The sequence below is a fragment of the Undibacterium sp. RuTC16W genome (assembly GCF_049339445.1).
Taxonomy (GTDB): Bacteria; Pseudomonadota; Gammaproteobacteria; order Burkholderiales; family Burkholderiaceae_D; genus Undibacterium.
The window spans coordinates 331,381-352,772 of record NZ_JBMPPE010000004.1 but is presented as its reverse complement, the minus strand read 5'-3'; the positions used below and the strand labels follow the sequence as shown (position 1 = coordinate 352,772).

Here is a 21,392-nt window from a genome sequence, read left to right as displayed (position 1 = left end):
CTTATTCCACTACAAAATGGCCAATGCCATCTGCCCTGATCAGTACCTGATCTTCACCGGCCCCCATACTCAAGACGAAGGGTTTATCGACGGGCTCTCGTCCAAAGATAATACGTAGATTGGCATTGTCTATATTCGTTGCAGGACTGATCGTGAGCAGCACCGGACTCATCACGAACTCACGTTCACGCAACATATCTACATCACGAAGTATTTCCCAGGTTAATTCGTTGCGAACCAGGAAATGGTATTGGTTTTGATCCGCCTCAAAAGCGATGGGCCGGTTGCGGACAATCGCTTCTTCACGCGCCAGCTGGAGCAATACAGCAATTCTTTGCGCATCTGTCTGCAGGCGCTGACGACTGCTTTGCATGGCGTTAAAGGACACGGCACCTAGCATGATGCCAGCGATGACCAATACCACCAGTAACTCAAGAAGGGTAAAACCTGCCTGATTACGCGATCTGAAACCTCGGAAAACTTGCACTACGATCCTTATTGATCCCAGGAGCCGATGTCGGCATCGTTACCCGTGCCACCGAGCTGACCATCAGCGCCTAATGAAAAGATATCGACCTCGCCTTTAATGCCTGGCGACAGATATTGATAAGGATTGCCCCAGGGATCTTTCGGCAATTTATCGATGTAGCCACCGGTTTTCCAGCCATTCGCGGCTGGCCCGGCAGTCGGTTTGATGATCAGCGCTTGCAGACCCTGCTCTGTGGTCGGATAACGCTGGTTATCGAGACGATACAGCTTCAGTGCCTGCATCAGGGTAGAAATATCTTGTTTTGCCGCGACGATACGGGCGTCGTCAGTACGTCCCATTAATTTTGGTACAACCAGTGCAGCCAGAATCCCCATGATCACCACAACAACCATGATTTCAATCAAGGTAAAGCCACGCGAAACAATAGATCGAGATGATTTAATACGGTGAGTTGAATTATTTTGTTGAAAAGTTTGATCGCTCATAGGGATAAAAAGTAAAACATGTCATCTGCAAAGACAAATTTGCCCGGCAAAACATAGATTCATCAAATTTAGAAACTTGCTCTGATCGGAACATTATCAAAGCAAACATCTCCAAAACTCATTATGCGTCACGAAACCGGCAAAGCCTGTCCCTGTTGCACTTATTTACGCTAATTAACAACAGATAATACGGCACATCATTAGTGCGCATAAAAAGTATCGCATAGTACGCGAAGTATATTTCAAAAAAATAACAGTCTAGTTATTAGTCTCTAAATAGTTTCTGAATAGTTTATGAGTAATACTTCGCGCAACTATGTCCTACAAATGGCAATCCGACCTATTACGATGTGTTATTGCGATCTTATTGCGGCCTGTAAGTGACTTTTAAGGTGTAAGTCGCGGCAGAATACCCGTTTAACAGAACGTAGGCATCACCGTTTGCCGTTAAATTGATACTGCAACTTTCGGTCGATGTTGATCCGTCTGACTTGCAATCATAGGTCGTCGTCGTTGGCGCCGATGTTTTGCGCACATACAGATCTGCATCTCCGGTTCCGCTCAACGCAGCAGCAAAGCTACCTCCTGCACCAACTTTAAATGGACCATAACTGGCTTTTTGCCCCTTCGTCAGACTGCCAGTAAAAGTTTCTACCTTATCCACTGGTCCGGGCGTCGCTGCACCATCACTACCCAATTCAACCGCAAATGATAAAGCCAGACGTGCGAACTTCAGCGAGTGATTCGCCTGCCCGCCGCTATTGGCATAGGTATCATTTTCTGTATGAATATAAGGGTTATCCTGGGTAAATGCGGTTTCAAAAGGCATGGAGGTTGCATAACCCTGGGCATACCACGACGCGTGATCCGAACAACCATAACCGCACTTATCGTAACCAACACTTAAACTTGGCTGATATGTTGAGATCAGATTGGCGACAAACTGGTTCTGGGCGCTATTTGTGTAATCGGTGTAAAGATAAATATCTTTATCCGATCCTTTGTAGTTGGTCATATCAAGCTGCATCATGCCAATCACGTTGGTATTTGCGGCCTTAAAGCTCTTGGCAATTTCCTGGGAACCACGCAAACCGACTTCTTCTGCGGAATAGCCCATGATTTTAATGGTGCGGCGCGGCTTGTAGTCGTTGGCAACCAACACCCGGATGACTTCCGTCAGGCTGGCAATACCCGAGGCATCGTCATCGGCACCTGGCGCTTTGGTGGTTTCCGTTGTGCCTTTGGTATTAATTGAATCCAGATGCGCGCCAAGGACAATCACTTCAGCAGCGTTATCAGTGCCTTTAATGGTGAGGATCACGGACTTCTGACTCCAGCTTGCATGCGTAAATTGTTCTACAGTGATATCGCTACGGGTCGACGTCATCTGCGCCCATTTTTGTTTCAACCAGTTTGAGGCATTGACGCCATTAGTCGTCGTGTAATAGCGATTCGCATAGCCCGACATATCAATAATGGTCTGGCCGATGTTACTTGCCTGCATCTGAGACAGCATCGGTGCCACAACCGTCTGATTGTCGATCACATACGATGGTGCCAGGCTTGCCGTGAGCGCATTCAGGCTCACAGGCTTACTTAACGCAACTCGCCCTGCACTCTCATTCGGATGAAACATAAATCCACCGCAACGCTTTAGTTCCTGATGTATTGCTGCCGACAATCCGGCGAGCTGTTGCTCATCCACCTCAACTAAGTGCACTTTCTCCTGGATCATCGAACCAGTGAGTCCCTGAAAACCTGGATTAGCGACAACGATCTGACTATCTTTCGCAATTGTCTGCGGTGCGAGTTTTTGTAACTGATGAAACGCTGTATCACCCAGGGTGATCCATACTTTAGTTCCCGCAATGGCCTCAGTGCTTATACCCATCAACAACAGACTGCTTAACATTCCAGAAAACAGTCCAGATACGATTTTCTTTTGCATGACAATACCCCTCCAAATGCACAATACCGGCACTCTTCAAAAATACTGATTGAAAAAAAATCCCGCTCCGGACGGAGCGGGACTGAGAGTATCTACTCAATAACAACTAGAGAGTATTACTGATAAGTTGCGACCAGAGTCGTGCTGCTTACTGCTGCATAAGCGCTGACCAGAACATAGTAAGTTGCTGTTTTTGGTGCAGCAATCGTTACCGTCTCTGCATTTGTGGAGCCTTCAGACTTACCATCGTAAGAGCTTGTCGTCGGTGCTGCACTTGCTTTGACATACAGGTCACCGTCACCAGTACCACCAGCCAGTTTGACGCTCAGATTTGTAGCACCTGCTGGAACAACGATGGAGTACAACTTAGTAGCGCCTTTAGCCAAAGTGATGCCAGTAACTGTCACGCCTTTAGTCAACGGTGTTGCTGTTGGTGTTGTCGTAGCGCAGCTTACGCCAACTGCACTGAATGCAGAAGTGACGTCAGCAACTGTGTAACCACGGTTACCTGCTGCTTTTTCTACGCCGCAAGCACCTTGATTAAACGTGCTGCCTGCCGCCCAGTACAAACGGTTTGCATCAGCCATGACTTCAAATGCTTTGCGTGTGTTCCAGCCAGTTTTAGTTGCCAGCAAATAGAACGCTTTGTTGTACACACCACTGGAATAATGCACATCGAGGCTACTGGTGTAGTTCGCTGCATTATCGATGGAACCGCCGTCCAATGGTGGGTTGTACATGTAACGCAAGGCACCGCTGGCTTTGAAAATGTCGACACCGACTTTGAAGTCATTAGTGCCTTTGACATAGTACTTGACTGCTTCACCAGCCATATCCGAGAACGCTTCATTCATACCGCCGGACATGCCGGAGTAAGTCAGATTCGAGTTCTGTTCTGTGAAGCCGTGGCTAATTTCATGACCAGTCACATCCAAGGCTGTCAATGGGTAGAAGGTGGAGGCACCGTCACCGAAATTCATTGCTGTACCATCCCAGAATGCATTTTCGTAAGCAGAGCCGTAATGCACGCGCATCATCAACTTTTGGCTGATCGGGCGTACGCCCAGATAAGCCTGGTACATGTTGAAGACCTGATTACCGAAGTAATGCGCGTCATTCATCGGGGAGTAAGCACCGTTCACTGTTTTGACCGTATTGCGCGGGCAGGTAAAACTGTGCAGCGTGCCGGAACCGGACGTTGCGTTATTCATGTTGTAGGTATCAACATTCGTGCTGCTCAGCTTACAGGTAGAGCCGCTGACCAACACGTCTAAATAACCGTAACCAGCGGTAGTGCCGTATTCGTATTGGCCTGTTTTAGCGTTACCGCCAGGACCTGTGCCAGTTGTAGCGTGGGCAATACCTTCCCATTTTTGCAGAACCGCGCCGGTATTTGCATCAATGATGAAATGTGGACGGCTTGGCTTGCTTGGATTGGATGTATCCAGGAAAGAAATCACGTAAATCAGTTGGGCAACATTATTTGCGCCAAGCTGGATATGCAATTTGGATTGTTCATTTTCAGTGGAATTAACACGTGCTTGAGTCTTTGCCAGTGTCAATGCTTGAGAGGCTGAATACAATGGTTTTGCAACTGGCAAATCATTACCCAGATTGCGCAACATTGCACCTGCCAGCGCTGGCTGAGCGGCACCTGGCGCTACGTGTTCAACAACACCCTCACCCCAGACAGGTACGCCCTGATGAAACTGCTGGTAACGTGTTACTACTTTACCGTTAGCATAAGTCTGGCTGCGCACAGCTTGCAGTTCGCTAGCAGTCAAGCCCAGCAAATCATTCAATTTTGCTGTTGTACCACCAGCTAATGTTTTCGCCGCTGCTGTAGTCGCTGCTGGCGCAACAAAATTTTCCAAGTCAATACGATCTGCTGCCATCGCATTGCAAGCACCCGCTACCATCACTGCCAGTAGGGTTGGACGTAATACTTGTGTTAATTTCAAAGCTTGTTCCATTTTCTCTCCATTTTCAAATTGCCGTAGGGATTGTGTCCCCTATGAGTATTAGCCAACGCGGTAAGCGTTGAATTTATGTCAATCTAAAAAAACAAGTAGACCAGAGTGAAGGCTTTTGATCTGTATCCCAGCAAAAACGCTGAAACTTCTTGCCGAAAGACTACAAAAATATTGCAGCCAATCAACAGGCTATTGCCCAAATAGTTAATGGAGAGTTAATCAGACATCAAAAGACTTGGAAATAAGCGCGTTGTTTTTCCGCAATGTGAAAAATGGTGCAAATATTTCCTTGCAAGAGAAAATTTTGAAAAAGACCCGAACATGTCAAATATTGTTAAAAAATTGCTGATTTAAAAATACAAAAAAATGCAATTACACCCATTTAAGTAAACATTGTTTTTACATTTTTGAATGAACTATTTTTATTGAATTTGATCAGGAGCAATAATGACGACCATACCAGTCGATCAAATTCAAGATTAAAATAAGTCAAATAGCTGCGTAATTCAGGTAGTTTCCAGACGCAAAGGCAGGCTTCTCAATCGCTGCCCGGTCAGTAAAAACACGGCATTAGCAACTGCAGGGGCAATTGGTGGCGTACCTGGCTCACCGATGCCCTCCGGTGGCTCAGCACTGGCGATGATGACCGTTTGAATTTCAGGTGCTTCATTCATTCTAAGAACCGGATAGTCATGGAAATTCGCCTGCTCAACCTGGCCGTTTTTAATAGTGACCTCACCGTATAAAGCCGCACTAAGCCCAAAAATGATCGCAGACTCAATTTGCTGCGCAATGATATTGGGATTAACTGCAATTCCACAGTCCACGGCACACGTCACTTTATGGACCCGGATCTGCTTATTGTTAACCGAAACCTCTGCCACTTGCGTCACGATAGAGCCAAACGATTGATGTAGAGCAATGCCATGCGCGCGTCCCTCTGGTGCCGGTCCAGCCTTATTCACTGCAGCATCCATTACGGTCAAAAAGCGCGGATGCTGTTTCAATAATTCACGTCGAAAATTGACCGGATTCTTACCCGCCGCATGCGCGAGTTCGTCAATAAAGCTTTCTTTGAAAAATGCATTATGCGAATGCCCGACAGAGCGCCAATATCCTAGAGGGACAACAGTCGGCACGATGACGTGGGCAATTTTTTGATTGGCAAATTCGTAGGGCATATCAAACTCACCCTCCGCTGTCGTCTTATCTGGTCCGGCACCGGGCACACCAAATGTGCGCTTCAGCACCTGATGCGTCACGGATCCAGAGGCTGACTTATTATCATAGGCAGTCACAACACCATTCGCATCAACTAACGCATTAAACCTTGCTAAAGCAGCCGGCCGGTACATGTCATGCGTCATGTCCTCCTCTCTGCTCCAGATCAACTGCACTGGCAAGCCCTTAGTTTGCAACGCTACTGTCACCGCCTGAACCACCATATCGACCTCCAGGCGGCGGCCAAAACCACCGCCGAGATACGTCATATGTAACTCAACTTTATCCGACGAAATATTGGCGATTTTGGCGGCGACATCAACGGCAATGCTGGGAACTTGTGTTGACGCCCACAGATCAAGTTTGCCGTCTTTAAATTGCGCGGTGCAATTAATCGGCTCCATCGTGGCATGCGCTAAAAATGGCGCCTTGTATTCGGCCTTGATGGTCTTGGCCGCAGAGGATAAAGAACTTACATCCCCTTGCTCGTAGTAAGTAAAACCAGATTCAGTGTCAAGTTGACGTCCTAGCTCTTTAAAAATATCTGCCGAGGACACAGTCGCAGCAGGACCAGGATTCCACTCTACAGGCAGTGCCAGCAATGCTTTTTTTGCAGTCCAATAATTTTTGGCTACCACGACAACACCGGCCACCAAATTTGCAGAATTAGTCGCTTGCAAATCAATCACCTGAACCAGATCACCGGCAGCCTTGATCTCACTCTCATTGATTTTTTTGATGCTACCGCCAATAACCGGACTCATTTTGATTGCAGCATAAAGCAATCCCGGTGGACGCACATCGATACCAAAAACTGCGCTGCCATTTGTCTTAGCCGCAGAATCGGTACGTGATTGCGGAGTGCCGATGAGGGTAAATGCTTTGGGGTCTTTTAAACGGACGTCATCAGGTGTAATTAATACCGCCCTGGCAGCCAGTTCACCATAACCAGCGCTCTTACCTGAAGCATGAATCACTTTTCCTTCACTCGTCTTACATTGATCTGCTGGCACGTTCCACTCTTTTGCGGCAGCGGCAATCAGCATTGCCCGGGCAGTCGCCCCTGCTTCACGCATAGGTAGCCATGAGTCCTTGATGCTAGAGGATCCACCAGTAACCTGCAAACCAAGTTCACGGGCAAACTTTGCTGTCATCCAGCGTGCGGTACTTTTAACAGTGCCGGTATTATCTGGATGAAAAGGCAGTCCATCGGCAAGCATGGCAACATTGCCGTAAATTTTATCGATAGGTGCATGAACAGGCTTGACCATATGCATGGGAACATCGAGTTCCTCGGCAATCAGCATCTGCAATGCCGTGTGTATGCCCTGTCCCATTTCGCTTTTATGCATGGCGACCGTGACCATGCCATCTTTCGCAATCTTGATCCACCCGTTTAAACTGATTTCACCATTTGTCACTGGCAAAGAGCTGGTGCTGTTAAGTCGTTGCCTCGGCGGCGTGAAGCCCCAGCCGACAACCAGCGCTCCGGCAACACCTAATCCACCTAAAATAAAACGCCGGCGCGACTTCTTTTGGGGTTCTGTTTTTAACTTTGCTTCTGCCATAACAATGTCTCCGTGATTGTGATTTTTATTGTTAATTATGGATTTTATTTGATTAATTTGATCAATCAGGTATTCCTGCGAGGATAACCCTCAGCCAGGATTCTTTGCCACACGACTTCCTTTTGATCCTGATTCATGAATACCCATTCAGCGACCTCCGCCACCGTCCTGCCGCATCCCCGGCATACATCATCAAAAGTCGTGGAGCACACAGCAACACAGGGCGTATCAGGCCGTTCTTTTTTTTCAATCGTCATAGAAAATTCTTACCTGTCTAAAAATAATACGAGCGTGCTGGAAACGCCAGATTACCCCAATAGTAACGCGATTTCTATAATTCGCTTGAATGGCTATGGCAATTCACATACGATGCCTTACAGACATATCAATGACCTCAAAGCGAACAAAACATGACGCAAGATTTTTTCCAATCCTTCATTCTGCTTATCCTGGTCACCGATCCGTTTGGGAACGTACCTATTTTTGTTGCGGCACTTTCTCATGTTGCCCCCGAGCGGCGCTGGCGTGTCGTCGTACGTGAATGTGCGATTGCCTTTGCGTTATTACTGCTGTTCATGTTCTTTGGCCGGCATTTCCTGACAGCGATGCAGCTATCAGATGTGTCGCTACGTATCGGTGGCGGCGTGATTCTGTTCCTGATTGCGCTTCGCATGGTGTTTCCGCAAGAGGGCGGGATTTTTGGTGATACAGAAGACGATCACGAACCTTTCATTGTGCCACTGGCCATTCCGGCACTTGCAGGACCATCAGCATTGGCTACCGTGCTCCTGTTTTCGTCAAGCAGCAGATTGGATGTAGCAGTTCATGTCGCGGCATTGACATCGGTCGCTATCGTATGGCTAGTGGTGTTATTAAGTGCTGAACGCATGCAGCGTGTACTTGGCAAACGTGTCATGACAGCGTTTGAACGATTGATGGGTTTGATCTTGACGGCAGCCTCGGTAGAAATGCTGCTTGCTGGCATCCGGGATTATTTAAAAACTTTATCCTGAGCTAACCAACCGATACTCTTTAAATTGCATCAGTATCTCAATTAACAGGTGTGACCACGACAGCTTGTGGGGTCCGGCTACTCACATCTTGCGCAAACAGTTTGCCGTTAAAAGTGAAGTAGCCGAGTAAAAACAATACGAGGGCGATAGCGAATTGTTTAAAGAACTGACGGTTCATAAGTGGACTCTGCTTTCTTATAAATTTTCTACATCGCTACCTGCTTTGTGGAGGCAGCAACGATATCAATGAGTGAGAAAATAGTGTCAGACAATTTTGTCGCGCTCAAACTGCGCTATCTCGGATTCGGAATAACCTAGTTGTTGCAACACCTCATGATTATGCTGCCCCAGCTTCGGTCCCAGCCAGTTGGTATGACCAGGCGTTTCAGATAATTTTGGCGAGATAGCTGGCAGCTTGACTGGTGTACCATCGGCAAATGCATGCTGTTCAAACATATTCCGTGCAAGGAATTGAGGATCGCTCATCATATCCCGGACCGAATAGATTTTACCCACAGGCACATCGGCTGTTTGCAACAGTTGCAACGCGCTGTCAATCGTTTGTTGCTGACACCAGTCACTGATTGCCGTATCGATCTCTACCGTGCGCGGAACGCGTCCATCATTGCGGGCCAGACCGGGATCGTTCGCCATATCTTCACGACCAATCGCCATCATCAAGCGCTTAAAAATCGCATCGCCATTGCCTGCAATCACAATGTTCTCGCCATCGCCTGTCGTGTAGGTATTCGATGGCACAATACCCGGCAGAGCACCGCCAGTCCGCTCACGCACCATACCTGCATGATCAAACTCAGGCACGAGCGATTCCATCAGATTAAATACCGATTCGTACAGCGCTACATCGACCATCTGTCCTTGTCCGGCAATGCAATCAGTACCCTGCTTGCCGTTCCAGCGACCACCTGTTGCATCGCGGTGACGCAGCGCCATCATCGCACCAATCACACCATGCAAAGCAGCGACTGAGTCGCCAATCGATATGCCGACGCGCACTGGCGGACGATCGGGATGTCCCGAGACATAGCGTAAACCACCCATGGACTCGCCAATCGCGCCAAAACCGGGCAAGTCTTTCATCGGCCCTGTCTGTCCATACCCGGACAGACGTACCATGATGGTTGCGGGATTAATGTCCTTCAAACTGTCGTAACCAAGCTGCCATTTCTCAAGCACGCCAGGACGATAATTCTCGATAATAATATCGGCATCCAACGCCAGCCGCCGGGCAATCGCTTGCGCCTGAATCTGCTTCAGATTAAGGGTCAGGCTCTTTTTATTTCGCGCCTGAACACTCCACCATAGTGAAGTACCGTCTTTCAACACACGCCATTGACGGATAGGATCGCCTCCGTCGGGCGATTCTATCTTGATGACTTCTGCGCCGAACTCTGCCAGCATACGCGCACAAAACGGTCCGGCAATCAAGGTGCCCAATTCCAGCACTTTGATTCCCGCTAACGGGCCAGTCAATTTTTTTTGAGCGTGTTCAGTCATCGTTTCAGCATTAATTTAAGTGCTGCGGCGGTCCAGCATGGCGCGGGCAATCGTGCCTGCGTCAACGTATTCGAGTTCCCCGCCCACTGGTACACCACGCGCCAGACGGCTCGCTTTGAGGCCTCGTGCTTTCAACGTTTCACTGATGTAGTGCGCAGTAGCCTCACCTTCATTCGTAAAATTCGTCGCCAGCACTACCTCAGTCACCAGCCCGTCGGTAGCACGAACAATCAGTTTCTCAAGGTGTATATCTTTTGGGCCTATCCCATCCAGCGGGGATAATCGTCCCATCAACACGAAGTACAGACCTTTATACGTCATCGTCTGCTCGATCATCATTTGATCCGATGGCGTCTCGACGACACAGAGCATCGATACATCACGCTCGGGATCCAGACAAGTTTCGCAGACATCACTTTCGGTAAAGGTATTGCACATCGCGCAGTGATGAATTTTCTCAACGGCCTGCATCAATGCTCGCCCCAGTTGCGCAGCACCATCGCGATCATGCTGTAACAGATGATAAGCCATACGCTGCGCAGATTTTGGACCGACGCCGGGCAAACGGCGCAGAGCTTCCGCGAGAATTTCAAGACTGGTTTGGGATTTCACGTAGTAGGTGGTCGTTGTGAGTTAGAAGCGAAAGACATACTGAATAGTAAATACGGCTGAGGATGTGTCTCTTGCCAGTCAGGCTTTATTCTGATTCATCTACCGAACGAGTCACCTACCTGATGATTCATCGACCTGATCATAGTTTCGTCAGATTTTTCAGACTTTTTTTGAATTCCTGTACCGACCTAAACAAGCACGCAGAGAGCAGACTCTGTGCGCACTCGTTATATCAACAGGACTTAGAACGGCATTTTAAAACCAGGTGGCATTGGCATGCCTGCCGTCAATGCAGACATTTTTTCTGATGAAGTCGCTTCTGCTTTACGCACTGCGTCGTTAAATGCCGCTGCCACAAGATCTTCCAGCATATCTTTGTCATCGCCCAGCAGAGACGGGTCAATAGTGACGCGCTTCACATCGTTTTTGCAAGTCATCACTACTTTGACCAGACCAGCACCAGACTGACCTTCTACTTCAACCAAAGCCAATTGATCCTGGGCTTTTTTCATATTGTCTTGCATTGCCTGCGCTTGTTTCATCAGGCCAGCGAGCTGGTTTTTCATCATAATACTTCTCCTAAAACATATTCAAAAAATAGTGGCAATCTCTGCCCGGTACAGCAATCTGGGGTTTCGAGCTTTCGCGAGCCGGGAATCTATCAACAATTCACTTAAATTGGTTTGATACTACCCGTCACAATTGTCGCGCCGAATTCTCGCATTAAACTCTGTATGAAGGAATCACTTTGTATCGAGTGTTCCGCCTGTTGCTGGCGCTCTGCGCGCTCGGCAACAGCCTGTGCATTCGCTGTCTGCTCGACTGCACCAATCTTAGTCTCGACCTTGACGGGCTTTGAGAAACGTTCCGCCAATGCCATTTCTAATTTCTCTACGCTGCCAGACGACAATAAGGTTTGCAAAGGCACGCGCAATTGGAATAAAAAAGTATTCCCGTTGATCTGGCATTGAATCAATTCACTTTGCTGTGCAAGCTGCTGGGCTACACCGCGCATAGGCAAACTCGCCGCCAGATTGGGCCAGTGTCCATCCCAATTTAGTTCAGGAATCGGTACCAGCGCAGTAGGTCGCACGATGTCCTCTGCCGGTTCGATTGCCATAACAGCTTGCGCAAAAGCGGGCGTCACCGGTGTGTCGCTCACTACGTCGGTCAAAGCGTCAGCAGATACAGCTTCAGCTTGTTGACGGCCAGCCAGGTTCGCTCGTTGCTGCATCAAAGGGGGGCGTACAGCGAGGCCAGCCACCCCGACCGATTCAAACTCATCATCAAACGCACCAAAATGCGGTGGCGGTTCATTCGACGTTGCAGAATAGCTTGCCTCCATCAAATCCTCATCCCAGGGTGGCGGCATGCCATCGGGGGCATAGGGTGCATTAGATGAGCTTGCTGCTTTTGCCTGAGCCACTGGTGCCGTCGGCTGAGGTGTGACAACGCTTGCAGGTGCAGGTATCGGTGCTAATGCCGGGGATTGTATCTGCGCCGGAGCAGACTGTGCTGCTGCGACAGGCACAACTGGCGCAACAGCAGGCTGAGGCGACAACGCCTTTGCGGCTGCGGCTCGACTTCCTGCAGTCGATTTATTTAAACCCGCAGCGGCCAGTGCGGCAGCTCTTCCCGACATTGCTGGTGATACCGGCTGACTCCCAACACTACTGACTACTGATTCAGGAACAACCGCCGCAACAACAGAAGATGGCGGAGACGCAGGTGCGATTGCTCCTGTACTGACCGTGGTGGCAGTTGCCGGAGTATCTTGCACGACAGGCGCAGATGGCAGTGCAGGAGTCAAAGGTGCAAACGCATCCGCCACCGCAGCAGGCGACACCACGGTAGGAGCAACTGGAGCAAGCGACACTGTCGTCGGTATTTGATTCAGTATTTGATGAGATACCTGCCCTGTCACTGACGCTGGCACTGGCGTTGAGTTTTGACTTGCTCCCTGCGCCGGAGCAGACCTCAGTGACGCTGTCATTGCGGGGCCAGGACGTTGTGGCACATGACCAGATGGTGCAACCCCACCAGAACCGCCACCGCTACCAGAGCCACCTGCTGCGCTATCAGACGGACGGAAAGCCAGCAAGCGCAACAAGGTCATGCTGAAACCGGCGTATTCATCCGGCGCCAAAGCCAGCTCATTGCGGCCATGCACAGCGATCTGGTAAAACAATTGAATTTCTTCTTTGCCAAACAGAGTGGCGAGTCGTAATACCTCTTCACGTTCAGGGGCATCATCCGCAACCGCATCCGGCACCATTTGAGCAATCGCAATCTGGTGCAGCAAACTACCTAAATCTTGCAATGCTGCTTTATAGGACAAACTACGGGCAGCCATCTCATCAGCGACATCCAGTAAGGCCTTGCCATCTTTGACCGCCAACGCATCAAGCAAACGGATCAGATATGACTGATCCAGCGCACCCAGCATGCCTTGCACCGCTTCCAGAGTCACTTTACCTGCTGCATAAGCAATCGACTGATCGGTCAGTGACAAAGCATCGCGCATAGAGCCATGAGCACCTTGCGCCAGCAAGCGCAGCGCGGGCACTTCAAACTCGATTTGCTCCTGTCCAAGAATATTTTCCAGATGCGAGACGATATGCCCCGGCGGCATCTGCTTCAGATTGAATTGCAGGCAGCGGGATAACACCGTCACAGGAATTTTTTGCGGATCAGTCGTCGCCAGGATGAACTTCACATGCTCAGGCGGCTCTTCCAGTGTCTTTAACATCGAGTTAAAGGCATGGTTGGTCAGCATGTGCACCTCATCGATCATATAGACCTTGAAGCGGGCATTCGACGGCGCGTAGACCGCCTGCTCCAGCAACGACGCCATTTCGTCAACACCACGATTGGATGCCGCATCCATCTCGATGTAGTCGACAAAACGACCCGCATCAATCGCCGTGCACGCCTCGCACACACCGCAAGGATGGGCCGTGATGCCGCCGTTGCCATCGACACCCTGACAATTGAAGGATTTGGCGAGGATGCGCGAGAGCGTTGTTTTACCGACTCCGCGCGTCCCCGTAAACAGATAGGCATGGTGCAGCCGTTGCTGCTCCAGCGCATGAGATAAGGCACGAACCACGTGCTCCTGCCCCACCAGCGTTTCAAAGCTTTTGGGACGATATTTTCGGGCGAGAACTTGATATGACATGGCGAGATTTTACCTTATTCCGCTAACGCATCCTGTTTTGATTTTGTCACTTCTTCAAGACTAGCGAAGAATCTGGTCTGGATTATAAGTGCTGGATTGAAATATCGTAAATAAGTCGGCAGAACACGTACTCATTAAGCAGAACTCAGATGCTTTTTTATAAGGCACGCGGTAATGGGGATTGCTTTTTAACAAACAGCACCTCCGCGTTTGTTCGCTGCGCATATTCGTGGCGATGATTCGTGGCGATGATTCGTGGCGATGATTCGTGGCGATGATTCGTGGGGATGATTCGTGGGGATGATTCGCAGCGATTACTCAATATTGTGTTTTTGATGCCTTGACCGCAATTCTTCGCGCAGTGCCGCGACCTCATGCGACAAGCTCAGCGCGTACCGAGCGGATGTCCGCATGAAGCTCACGTTCAAACTTCGCCTCTTACTCACCGACAAACAACGCAGCGATAACGACTTCCCAGCCAATTGCATTGCTTTGACTGGTGCCGCATTGTGCTGAATTGCGTTTACCTAAGTGAATTAAAAAAATGCCTGTCGCGTTCAATACGACAGGCATTTCAGGACCTCATTACCATTGAACCCAGCAGCCTTGCCAAGGCCACCAGACTGTGACGATAAGTCTACATTTCAAACTTCTTCAGATTTTTTCTTAAAAACCAGATCACCACTTTCCACCTCAACGAGAATCACGTCCTTCGGTCCGAATTTCCCTTGCAACAGCATTTTCGACAACGGATTTTCTATCTCTTGCTGTATCGCCCGTTTTAATGGACGTGCACCGTACACCGGATCAAATCCTGCCTCCGCAATTTTTTGCAATGCGGCGTCGCTGACTTGCAAGCTCATATCCATTTGCACCAGACGCTGTTCCAGCACATGCAACTGGATTTTGGCAATCGCACCGATATTTTTCGCATCAAGCGCATGAAACACCACGATCTCATCAATCCGGTTGATGAACTCAGGACGGAAGTGCGTTTTCACCTCGCCCATCACCGCCATCTTGATCACGCCAGGATCACTGCCTTCCATCGCCTGAATCTGATGCGAACCGAGATTCGAGGTCATGACAATCACCGTATTTTTAAAATCAACAGTACGGCCCTGACCATCCGTCATGCGGCCATCATCCAGCACCTGCAACAAGACATTAAACACGTCGTGATGCGCTTTTTCGACTTCATCAAGCAAGATCACGCTGTACGGTTTGCGGCGCACCGCCTCGGTCAGATAACCGCCCTCTTCATAGCCCACATAGCCAGGTGGCGCACCGATCAGGCGGGCGACCGAATGCTTCTCCATAAACTCGCTCATATCGATGCGGATCAGCGATTCTTCGGTATCGAACATAAAACCCGCAAGCGCTTTACACAACTCCGTCTTACCCACACCTGTAGGGCCGAGGAATAAGAAAGAACCATACGGACGCCCCGGATCACCCAGACCTGCACGCGAGCGCCGGATCGCATCAGAGACCGCGCCAATCGCCTCGTTCTGACCGACCACACGCTTATGCAGCTCCTCTTCCATGTGCAGAAGTTTTTCGCGCTCGCCTTGCATCATGCGCGACACCGGAATCCCAGTTGCACGTGACACAATTTCAGCGATCTCTTCCGCGCCAACCTGCGTGCGTAATAGTTTCAGCTTGCCGTGGGTATTCGATTGCGTCGCATCGGCCTGCTTGAGCTGCGCCTCCAGCTCGGGCAAACGCCCGTACTGCAACTCAGACATGGTCTGCCAGTCGCCACGGCGTTTAGCATCCTCCATCTGGAGACGGATTTTTTCGATCTCTTCCTTGATATGCGTACTGCCTTGTACCGTCGCTTTTTCGGACTTCCAGATTTCTTCCAGATCCGCATATTCGCGTGACAGCTTGGCGATCTCTTCTTCGATCAGAGTCAGGCGCTTTTTCGAGCCCTCGTCTTTTTCTCTTTTTACTGCTTCGCGTTCGATCTTTAACTGAATCAGACGACGATCAAGTTTGTCCATGACCTCTGGCTTGGAGTCGATCTCGATCTTGATTTTTGCAGCAGCCTCATCGATCAGATCAATCGCTTTATCGGGTAAAAAACGATCCGTGATGTAACGATGCGACAACTCCGCCGCTGCGATAATCGCAGGATCCGTGATGTCAACGCCATGATGTACTTCGTACTTCTCTTGCAGTCCGCGCAAAATCGCAATCGTCGCTTCGACACTTGGTTCATCAACGATGATTTTCTGGAAGCGACGCTCCAGTGCTGCATCTTTTTCTATGTATTTACGGTATTCATCGAGCGTGGTCGCGCCGACGCAATGCAGTTCGCCGCGAGCCAATGCGGGCTTGAGCATATTGCCTGCATCCATCGCACCTTCGGCCTTACCCGCGCCGACCATGGTGTGCAACTCGTCAATAAAAACGATGGTTTGTCCCTCGTCCATAGCGATTTCTTTGAGCACCGCTTTGAGACGTTCTTCAAACTCACCACGGAACTTAGCACCTGCAAGCAAGGCCGCCATGTCGAGTGACAACACCCGTTTTGATTTCAGGCTATCGGGCACTTCACCATTCACAATTCGTTGCGCCAGTCCCTCAACAATCGCGGTTTTACCCACGCCCGGCTCACCGATCAGGACCGGATTATTTTTACTGCGGCGCTGTAATACCTGAATCGCACGGCGAATCTCATCATCACGACCGATCACCGGATCGAGCTTGCCCAAACGCGCACGTTCCGTCAGATCGAGTGTATATTTTTTGAGTGCTTCACGTTGCCCTTCAGCCTCCTGCGAATTCACATTGGTGCCGCCACGAACAGCAGCAATTGCGGCCTCCAGCGATTTACGCGTCAAGCCATTTTCGCGTGCTAATTTACCCGCCTCGGACTTATCATCGGCCAGCGCCAGCAATACCATTTCGCTAGCCAGAAATTCATCGCCGCGCTTTTGGGATTCTTTATCAGCCAGATTCAACAAGCCCATCAGCTCACGGCCAATCTGCACTTGACCGTCAGTACCGGTGACCTTTGCCAGACGATCCAAGGCACTCTTTAAAGCATTCGTCAATGCGGCCACATTCACGCCAGCACGCTGCAAGAGCGAGCGGCTGCCGCCATCATCCTGATTGATCAGCGCCAACAGAATGTGCACTGGCTCTATGTATTGGTTATCATTGCCGACAGCCTGACTTTGCGCATCAGCAAGAGCTTCTTGTAATTTCGTCGTAAGTTTATCGAGTCGCATTGTTTTCTCCTGAGGTTCCGGCGGCCAGACCGCACAGAAACATGTGATACAAATGAGTGAATTGCCTGAGTACAAGCTACGAACGGAGTTTGGGGCTGTCAGGACTATTTCAAGAAGTGACCTATAGCAGGCAAAGAAGCATTGCGCTTTGTTTGTGCCACATCAAAGAATTTATGGAATTACATCAGATCAACATACATTATCAGCCCGAACAAGACCGGCTACTCGCAAAATTCTCCTTCACACCGATAGTCGAGGCAAGCACTGCAAGCGAGGACTTGGCGACAAGCACTACAACAAAGCCAGCAGATCAAGGCCGACAAGAGATTCGCTGCCACCTGACACGCAGGCTAACGCTGCGGCTATGGCCTGCCATCATGGAATCAATGGACAAACAAGTTGCCATCAATCAACCAGCATCCGCCATGTTCAGCAATGATATCGTCCAGATGGAACACCAATCGTCCGTCGCCCTGCTAGAACAACACGGCGGCTTCAGCGCACCTTACGAAGAACAAGTCCAGACCTGGCCACTAGGCGAAACACCGCTACTACTGGCAACGATACAATTCCATGTAAGCCAGGACGAACCCATGCGCATCGAGTTCATCCCGCTGAGCGGTGAAGGATTTGCAGTGAACCTGACACCCGTCGTACTGCATGCATTTTGCAAGCTGCTGCAAACCACCGTGACGGAAGCCGATTGGGGATTTGAATTAGAAATGCCCGGGGCCGATCAGGAGTCTTTGCCGGCGCATTTGTTGAATTGAGTGGGGTGATATTGGTCTAGTTGATACAGGCAAACTTTTATGTAATTAAAGCGTGCGTATAGTCGGTGCGTGGAACGGCACTCTATGCTGGCTGTAATGCTTAAAACGCAAGCGTTCACGCACTTGGTCAAATAAACGCGGTTTTACAGGCGTGATGTTTTTGCCCATTTAGTTATACTGTATTTTTAATCAGTATAACCAAATACAGCTCGCGTTCATGAGGGTTTCAAGAGATGTAGAGCAAGCTTGTTATTTTTGTATCGTCGGTTATCATTGCAAAATGAAAATTAAAACACGTTAGGGCTCAAAGAATGCGTTTTGCCAGAGTCACGATTTCCGCGTTGGCTGCGTTGATCGCCGGTGTGCTTGGAGTTGTTGCGCTCCAGTTGGCGCGGTCTCCTGGCATGTGGGGGCGTCTGGGCGAGCTTTGGGATTTTGGGCTCCTTGGCACCGTCATCTACGCGGCCGTGCCAGTCGCTGTGTTGGCCTTGTCAGCTCTTCTCGGCTGGCGGCCATCCGCCATTCAAGCAGTCTGCATCTCTGCTTGCTGGCTGTTACTTATCTTTGCTTGGTGGGCTGCAAAGCCAATTCGGGTCTACGATGCGTTTCCGTGGTGGGGGTTTGAAAGGCACTTCCTCGCCATGCTTCCCATACCGTTGGCCGTTGGGCTTGTGTTCTCTCTCTGCGTGCGGTGGCGGCATGAGCCCTAACCGGTCGCTCGAGCCGACTCGCGTCGGCAAGCCGTCGCTCGCGGCTCAGCTTCAACGTTAAACATCAATGAGGAATCAACGTTCATGATAAACAAGGAAGCGAATCCTGTTGAATGGGCGGGGTTAATGTACGAACTTGAAGACGCTAGTGAACATTTAGCTGCCTTAATCGTTGATATGGAAAAAGATCCGGAATTCGACGAAACTGTCTTAAGAATTCAGTTGGGGCATGTCTTTTCGCATTTAAATAGAGCTTGGCATCGACGTGATCTAAATAGGGATTTTGTTGATGAAGAGTGGACGAATGCGAGCAAATTTCCAAATGATTTGGAGCCAATATGAAGATGTTTAACATCACGCTCGACATGGACGCTGCGCAACTCGGTGTCTCGACGAAAGCCGATTTTTCAATTCACTACTCTTCGGTTTCGGCGCGGTATGCGCAGTGCCGGGCAGCTCAACGTTAGCCCTACAATAAATGAACGAACTCCGCAGCCAATCGATACAGAAATGGTGGCCAACTACACAAGCACTCGATCTCGTCGAAGGCGATTGCGATTTAGTGGCGAAGGCTGTTCACGCTGAAGTATCACGATTTTGTGGAGAAGAAGTTGTTGATGGTGATTGGGAGATTTTCCCAAACCTTGACGCGGCTTTTGGTACTGCAAACGAATTTGCAAATGTCCCCACTTTCTACTTGGTGATGCCTACATTTTCGAAATGGGTTGTGCTTTGGAATAATAGTTTTCTATGTGATGGATATGATTCTTTGTGCCACTGCCTTACAATAAACCACGCTTTAACTACATTACATTGGTCGGCACATGACGAGTGGACATCCATGCAATCAGGGGCTGTTTTCACTTATCGGTACGTGAAAGATGGAGATGTTTTTGAGCGAACCGTACAAGCTGCGCAGCAAGATAGAAAGTGGTTGTTCTTCGAAAGTGGAAAGCCGTTGGTCGAAGAAGATGTTCAACTTTATAAGACCAGGCTTAAGCGAGATCGACTTAGCGAAGAACGAGTTTCACAACTTTTAGCTCGACTTGGTGCGTCTCCGTGGTCAGAAGAATTTTACGATTTTTCAAAACCTGTTTTTGTCATTCGGAGACGAATGAAGCCTTCAACTATTATTACAAGAGATCGAAAAGATGTTCTTACACAGGGCTAACATGACTTTCGAAAATGACGCGCGAATAAGCGCTCTCTTGAAACTTACAGATTGGCGCGCGCGCCCTTCAAATCTGCGTTAGGCACCAGCAAATATTAACGGAGTGAAATGAAAGGCTCGCACAAAATCTCAGTCGAATCTGAGCCACAACCTGGCGACATGCATGCCGTCATCAAGGGGCTGACGGAGTTCAATGCACAACACACCGATGGTGCAGTTCACCAGTACCTCCTCGTCACGGTTCGAGACAGTGAAGGCGCTCTTGTCGGTGGTTTGCTCGGCGCAACCTACATAGGGTGGCTGCAAGTGCAAGCGGTCTGGCTCTCCGACAGTTTGCGCGGGCAAGGCTACGGCCGCGTGCTCATGAAGCAGGCGGAGGACGAAGCTCTCCGGCGTGGGTGCGATAGGGCGCATTTGGAGACCTACAGCTTTCAGGCGCTGTCGTTCTACGAGAAGTGCGGCTATTCAGTGGTCAGTCGAATTCCTGACTTCCCGAAGGGCGGGGCCCGATACGCCTTGACAAAGACCCTTACGGAAGTTTTGCCGGCATGAGGCGCGCGGCACTGGTGCCTAACCCTTCCATCGAGAGGACGTCGCCCGGCAGGCCGGGCGCCGCCTCTCATGTCAAACGTTAGCTGGCTGAGGCGCGTATGAGCACAGAGCAACAAAAAGCAGAGGTCGAACTTGCTGTCTTCCGAGAGTTCATCTCCAAGGCAGGCATCTCTATCGACCCAGAGAGCGTCAGCAAGCCCGGTACTCAGTCTGAACCCGACATCTTCTGCACGTTGAGTAGCGGAGAAAAGATTGCGTATGAGCTGGTTGAGATCTGCTCATCAGATATTGCAGCCAATCTCTCAAAGCTTAGGAATGGCGGCTCAATAGTTTTAGCCACATCTGATCCAACGGAAAAGACACTTCGGCAGAAGCTGCATAAAACCTACCAAACCATGCTCCCCATTGAACTGCTTTGCTATACGAATGGTCGCACTGTCAGCCCAGATGATCAGATTCTTAGTGGAGCACAGCGCTGGGCCAACGCAATTGATGGCCCGTTCAGGAAGGTCTGGCTTCTAGGTCAAAAGGGCATCTATGAAGTGTGGTCAGCAAGCTAACCATTCAATCGAGAGGACGTGCCCCGGCAAGCCGGGTCACGCCTCTCGTCTCAAACGTTAAAGCACTAGGGAAAATCATGGCTACCAACTGCGCATCCTGTTCATCAACCATTCTTTTTGGAGGAAAAAAAGAAAGCGGCAACAATTTCTGCAATAACGTATGCCTAGAAATATTCAAGCATCCGAATTTTTGCAACGATTGCCTTGACGAAACGATTGATGAATCGCCTGGAGGTACTTTTACATTCAATGGCATAGGAACGCATTTGTACGGATGGGGATCGAAGTGTCCTAAATGCAGTTCAGTGGTAAAGAGAAAATGGTTTTGTCTAGCCTTCATTCCCGTCATACCACTCGCGAAATTTCGGATCAAAAACGTAACAT

Annotated in this window: 20 protein-coding genes; 6 read left to right on the top strand and 14 right to left on the bottom strand. The window is 49.6% G+C overall.

Going from position 1 to position 21,392, the window contains the following annotated elements; translation table 11 throughout:
• Position 1: 1 nt before the first annotated feature.
• From ACO0K4_RS10545 to ACO0K4_RS10520, 6 genes are all read right to left on the bottom strand, one after another.
• Positions 2–487, bottom strand: a complete 486-nt coding sequence (locus tag ACO0K4_RS10545) for a GspH/FimT family pseudopilin (protein ID WP_422956574.1) — start codon at positions 485–487, stop codon at positions 2–4.
• Between the two features lie 8 nt (positions 488–495).
• Complete coding sequence (gene gspG / locus ACO0K4_RS10540) at positions 496–975, bottom strand: type II secretion system major pseudopilin GspG (protein WP_422956573.1); 480 nt, start codon at positions 973–975, stop codon at positions 496–498.
• A gap of 364 nt (positions 976–1,339) precedes the next feature.
• Positions 1,340–2,923 (bottom strand): M20/M25/M40 family metallo-hydrolase, encoded by a 1,584-nt coding sequence (locus ACO0K4_RS10535; protein WP_422956572.1) that lies wholly within the window; start codon positions 2,921–2,923, stop codon positions 1,340–1,342.
• A gap of 116 nt (positions 2,924–3,039) precedes the next feature.
• A complete protein-coding gene (locus tag ACO0K4_RS10530) occupies positions 3,040–4,896 on the bottom strand; it encodes a M4 family metallopeptidase (protein WP_422956571.1) in 1,857 nt (618 codons plus the stop codon).
• A 506-nt stretch (positions 4,897–5,402) separates the two neighbouring features.
• Positions 5,403–7,685: a molybdopterin cofactor-binding domain-containing protein gene (locus tag ACO0K4_RS10525; RefSeq protein ID WP_422956570.1), complete on the bottom strand. Its 2,283-nt coding sequence runs from the start codon at positions 7,683–7,685 to the stop codon at positions 5,403–5,405.
• A gap of 65 nt (positions 7,686–7,750) precedes the next feature.
• Complete coding sequence (locus tag ACO0K4_RS10520; protein WP_422956569.1) at positions 7,751–7,942, bottom strand: DUF1289 domain-containing protein; 192 nt, start codon at positions 7,940–7,942, stop codon at positions 7,751–7,753.
• 153 nt (positions 7,943–8,095) lie between these two features.
• Here ACO0K4_RS10520 and ACO0K4_RS10515 point away from each other — a divergent pair, with 153 nt between their 5' ends.
• Positions 8,096–8,698, top strand: a complete 603-nt coding sequence (locus ACO0K4_RS10515; RefSeq protein ID WP_422956568.1) for a MarC family protein — start codon at positions 8,096–8,098, stop codon at positions 8,696–8,698.
• A gap of 37 nt (positions 8,699–8,735) precedes the next feature.
• On the opposite strand, the gene ACO0K4_RS10510 is transcribed toward ACO0K4_RS10515, so the two are convergent.
• The 7 genes from ACO0K4_RS10510 to clpB all read right to left on the bottom strand — a co-directional run bounded on the left by ACO0K4_RS10510 (position 8,736) and on the right by clpB (position 17,245).
• On the bottom strand, positions 8,736–8,876 hold the full coding sequence (locus tag ACO0K4_RS10510; RefSeq protein WP_422956567.1) for a hypothetical protein: 141 nt from the start codon (positions 8,874–8,876) through the stop codon (positions 8,736–8,738).
• A gap of 86 nt (positions 8,877–8,962) precedes the next feature.
• Complete coding sequence (locus tag ACO0K4_RS10505) at positions 8,963–10,216, bottom strand: CaiB/BaiF CoA transferase family protein (RefSeq protein WP_422956566.1); 1,254 nt, start codon at positions 10,214–10,216, stop codon at positions 8,963–8,965.
• Positions 10,217–10,231: 15 nt separating this feature from the next.
• Positions 10,232–10,828, bottom strand: a complete 597-nt coding sequence (gene recR / locus ACO0K4_RS10500) for a recombination mediator RecR (RefSeq protein WP_422956565.1) — start codon at positions 10,826–10,828, stop codon at positions 10,232–10,234.
• A 242-nt stretch (positions 10,829–11,070) separates the two neighbouring features.
• Positions 11,071–11,397: a YbaB/EbfC family nucleoid-associated protein gene (locus ACO0K4_RS10495; protein WP_422956564.1), complete on the bottom strand. Its 327-nt coding sequence runs from the start codon at positions 11,395–11,397 to the stop codon at positions 11,071–11,073.
• A gap of 104 nt (positions 11,398–11,501) precedes the next feature.
• On the bottom strand, positions 11,502–14,006 hold the full coding sequence (gene dnaX, locus ACO0K4_RS10490) for a DNA polymerase III subunit gamma/tau (RefSeq protein ID WP_422956563.1): 2,505 nt from the start codon (positions 14,004–14,006) through the stop codon (positions 11,502–11,504).
• A gap of 438 nt (positions 14,007–14,444) precedes the next feature.
• The gene (locus ACO0K4_RS10485) at positions 14,445–14,579 is read right to left on the bottom strand and encodes a hypothetical protein (RefSeq protein ID WP_422956562.1); all 135 of its coding nucleotides are present in this window, start codon (positions 14,577–14,579) and stop codon (positions 14,445–14,447) included.
• 71 nt (positions 14,580–14,650) lie between these two features.
• The gene (gene clpB / locus ACO0K4_RS10480; protein ID WP_422956561.1) at positions 14,651–17,245 is read right to left on the bottom strand and encodes an ATP-dependent chaperone ClpB; all 2,595 of its coding nucleotides are present in this window, start codon (positions 17,243–17,245) and stop codon (positions 14,651–14,653) included.
• Positions 17,246–17,418: 173 nt separating this feature from the next.
• Here clpB and ACO0K4_RS10475 point away from each other — a divergent pair, with 173 nt between their 5' ends.
• From ACO0K4_RS10475 to ACO0K4_RS10455, 5 genes are all read left to right on the top strand, one after another.
• Positions 17,419–18,015, top strand: coding sequence for a hypothetical protein (locus tag ACO0K4_RS10475; protein ID WP_422956560.1), 597 nt, complete (start codon positions 17,419–17,421; stop codon positions 18,013–18,015).
• 794 nt (positions 18,016–18,809) lie between these two features.
• On the top strand, positions 18,810–19,067 hold the full coding sequence (locus ACO0K4_RS10470) for a hypothetical protein (RefSeq protein WP_422956559.1): 258 nt from the start codon (positions 18,810–18,812) through the stop codon (positions 19,065–19,067).
• 136 nt (positions 19,068–19,203) lie between these two features.
• Positions 19,204–19,896 (top strand): hypothetical protein, encoded by a 693-nt coding sequence (locus ACO0K4_RS10465; protein ID WP_422956558.1) that lies wholly within the window; start codon positions 19,204–19,206, stop codon positions 19,894–19,896.
• 108 nt (positions 19,897–20,004) lie between these two features.
• Positions 20,005–20,448: a GNAT family N-acetyltransferase gene (locus ACO0K4_RS10460; RefSeq protein ID WP_422956557.1), complete on the top strand. Its 444-nt coding sequence runs from the start codon at positions 20,005–20,007 to the stop codon at positions 20,446–20,448.
• A gap of 98 nt (positions 20,449–20,546) precedes the next feature.
• Positions 20,547–21,008 carry a hypothetical protein gene (locus tag ACO0K4_RS10455; protein WP_422956556.1) on the top strand — a complete coding sequence of 154 codons (462 nt, stop codon included), beginning with the start codon at positions 20,547–20,549 and terminating at the stop codon, positions 21,006–21,008.
• 4 nt (positions 21,009–21,012) lie between these two features.
• Here the strand turns inward: ACO0K4_RS10455 and ACO0K4_RS10450 are convergent, their stop codons facing one another.
• On the bottom strand, positions 21,013–21,357 hold the full coding sequence (locus tag ACO0K4_RS10450; RefSeq protein WP_422956555.1) for a hypothetical protein: 345 nt from the start codon (positions 21,355–21,357) through the stop codon (positions 21,013–21,015).
• Positions 21,358–21,392 lie beyond the last annotated feature (35 nt).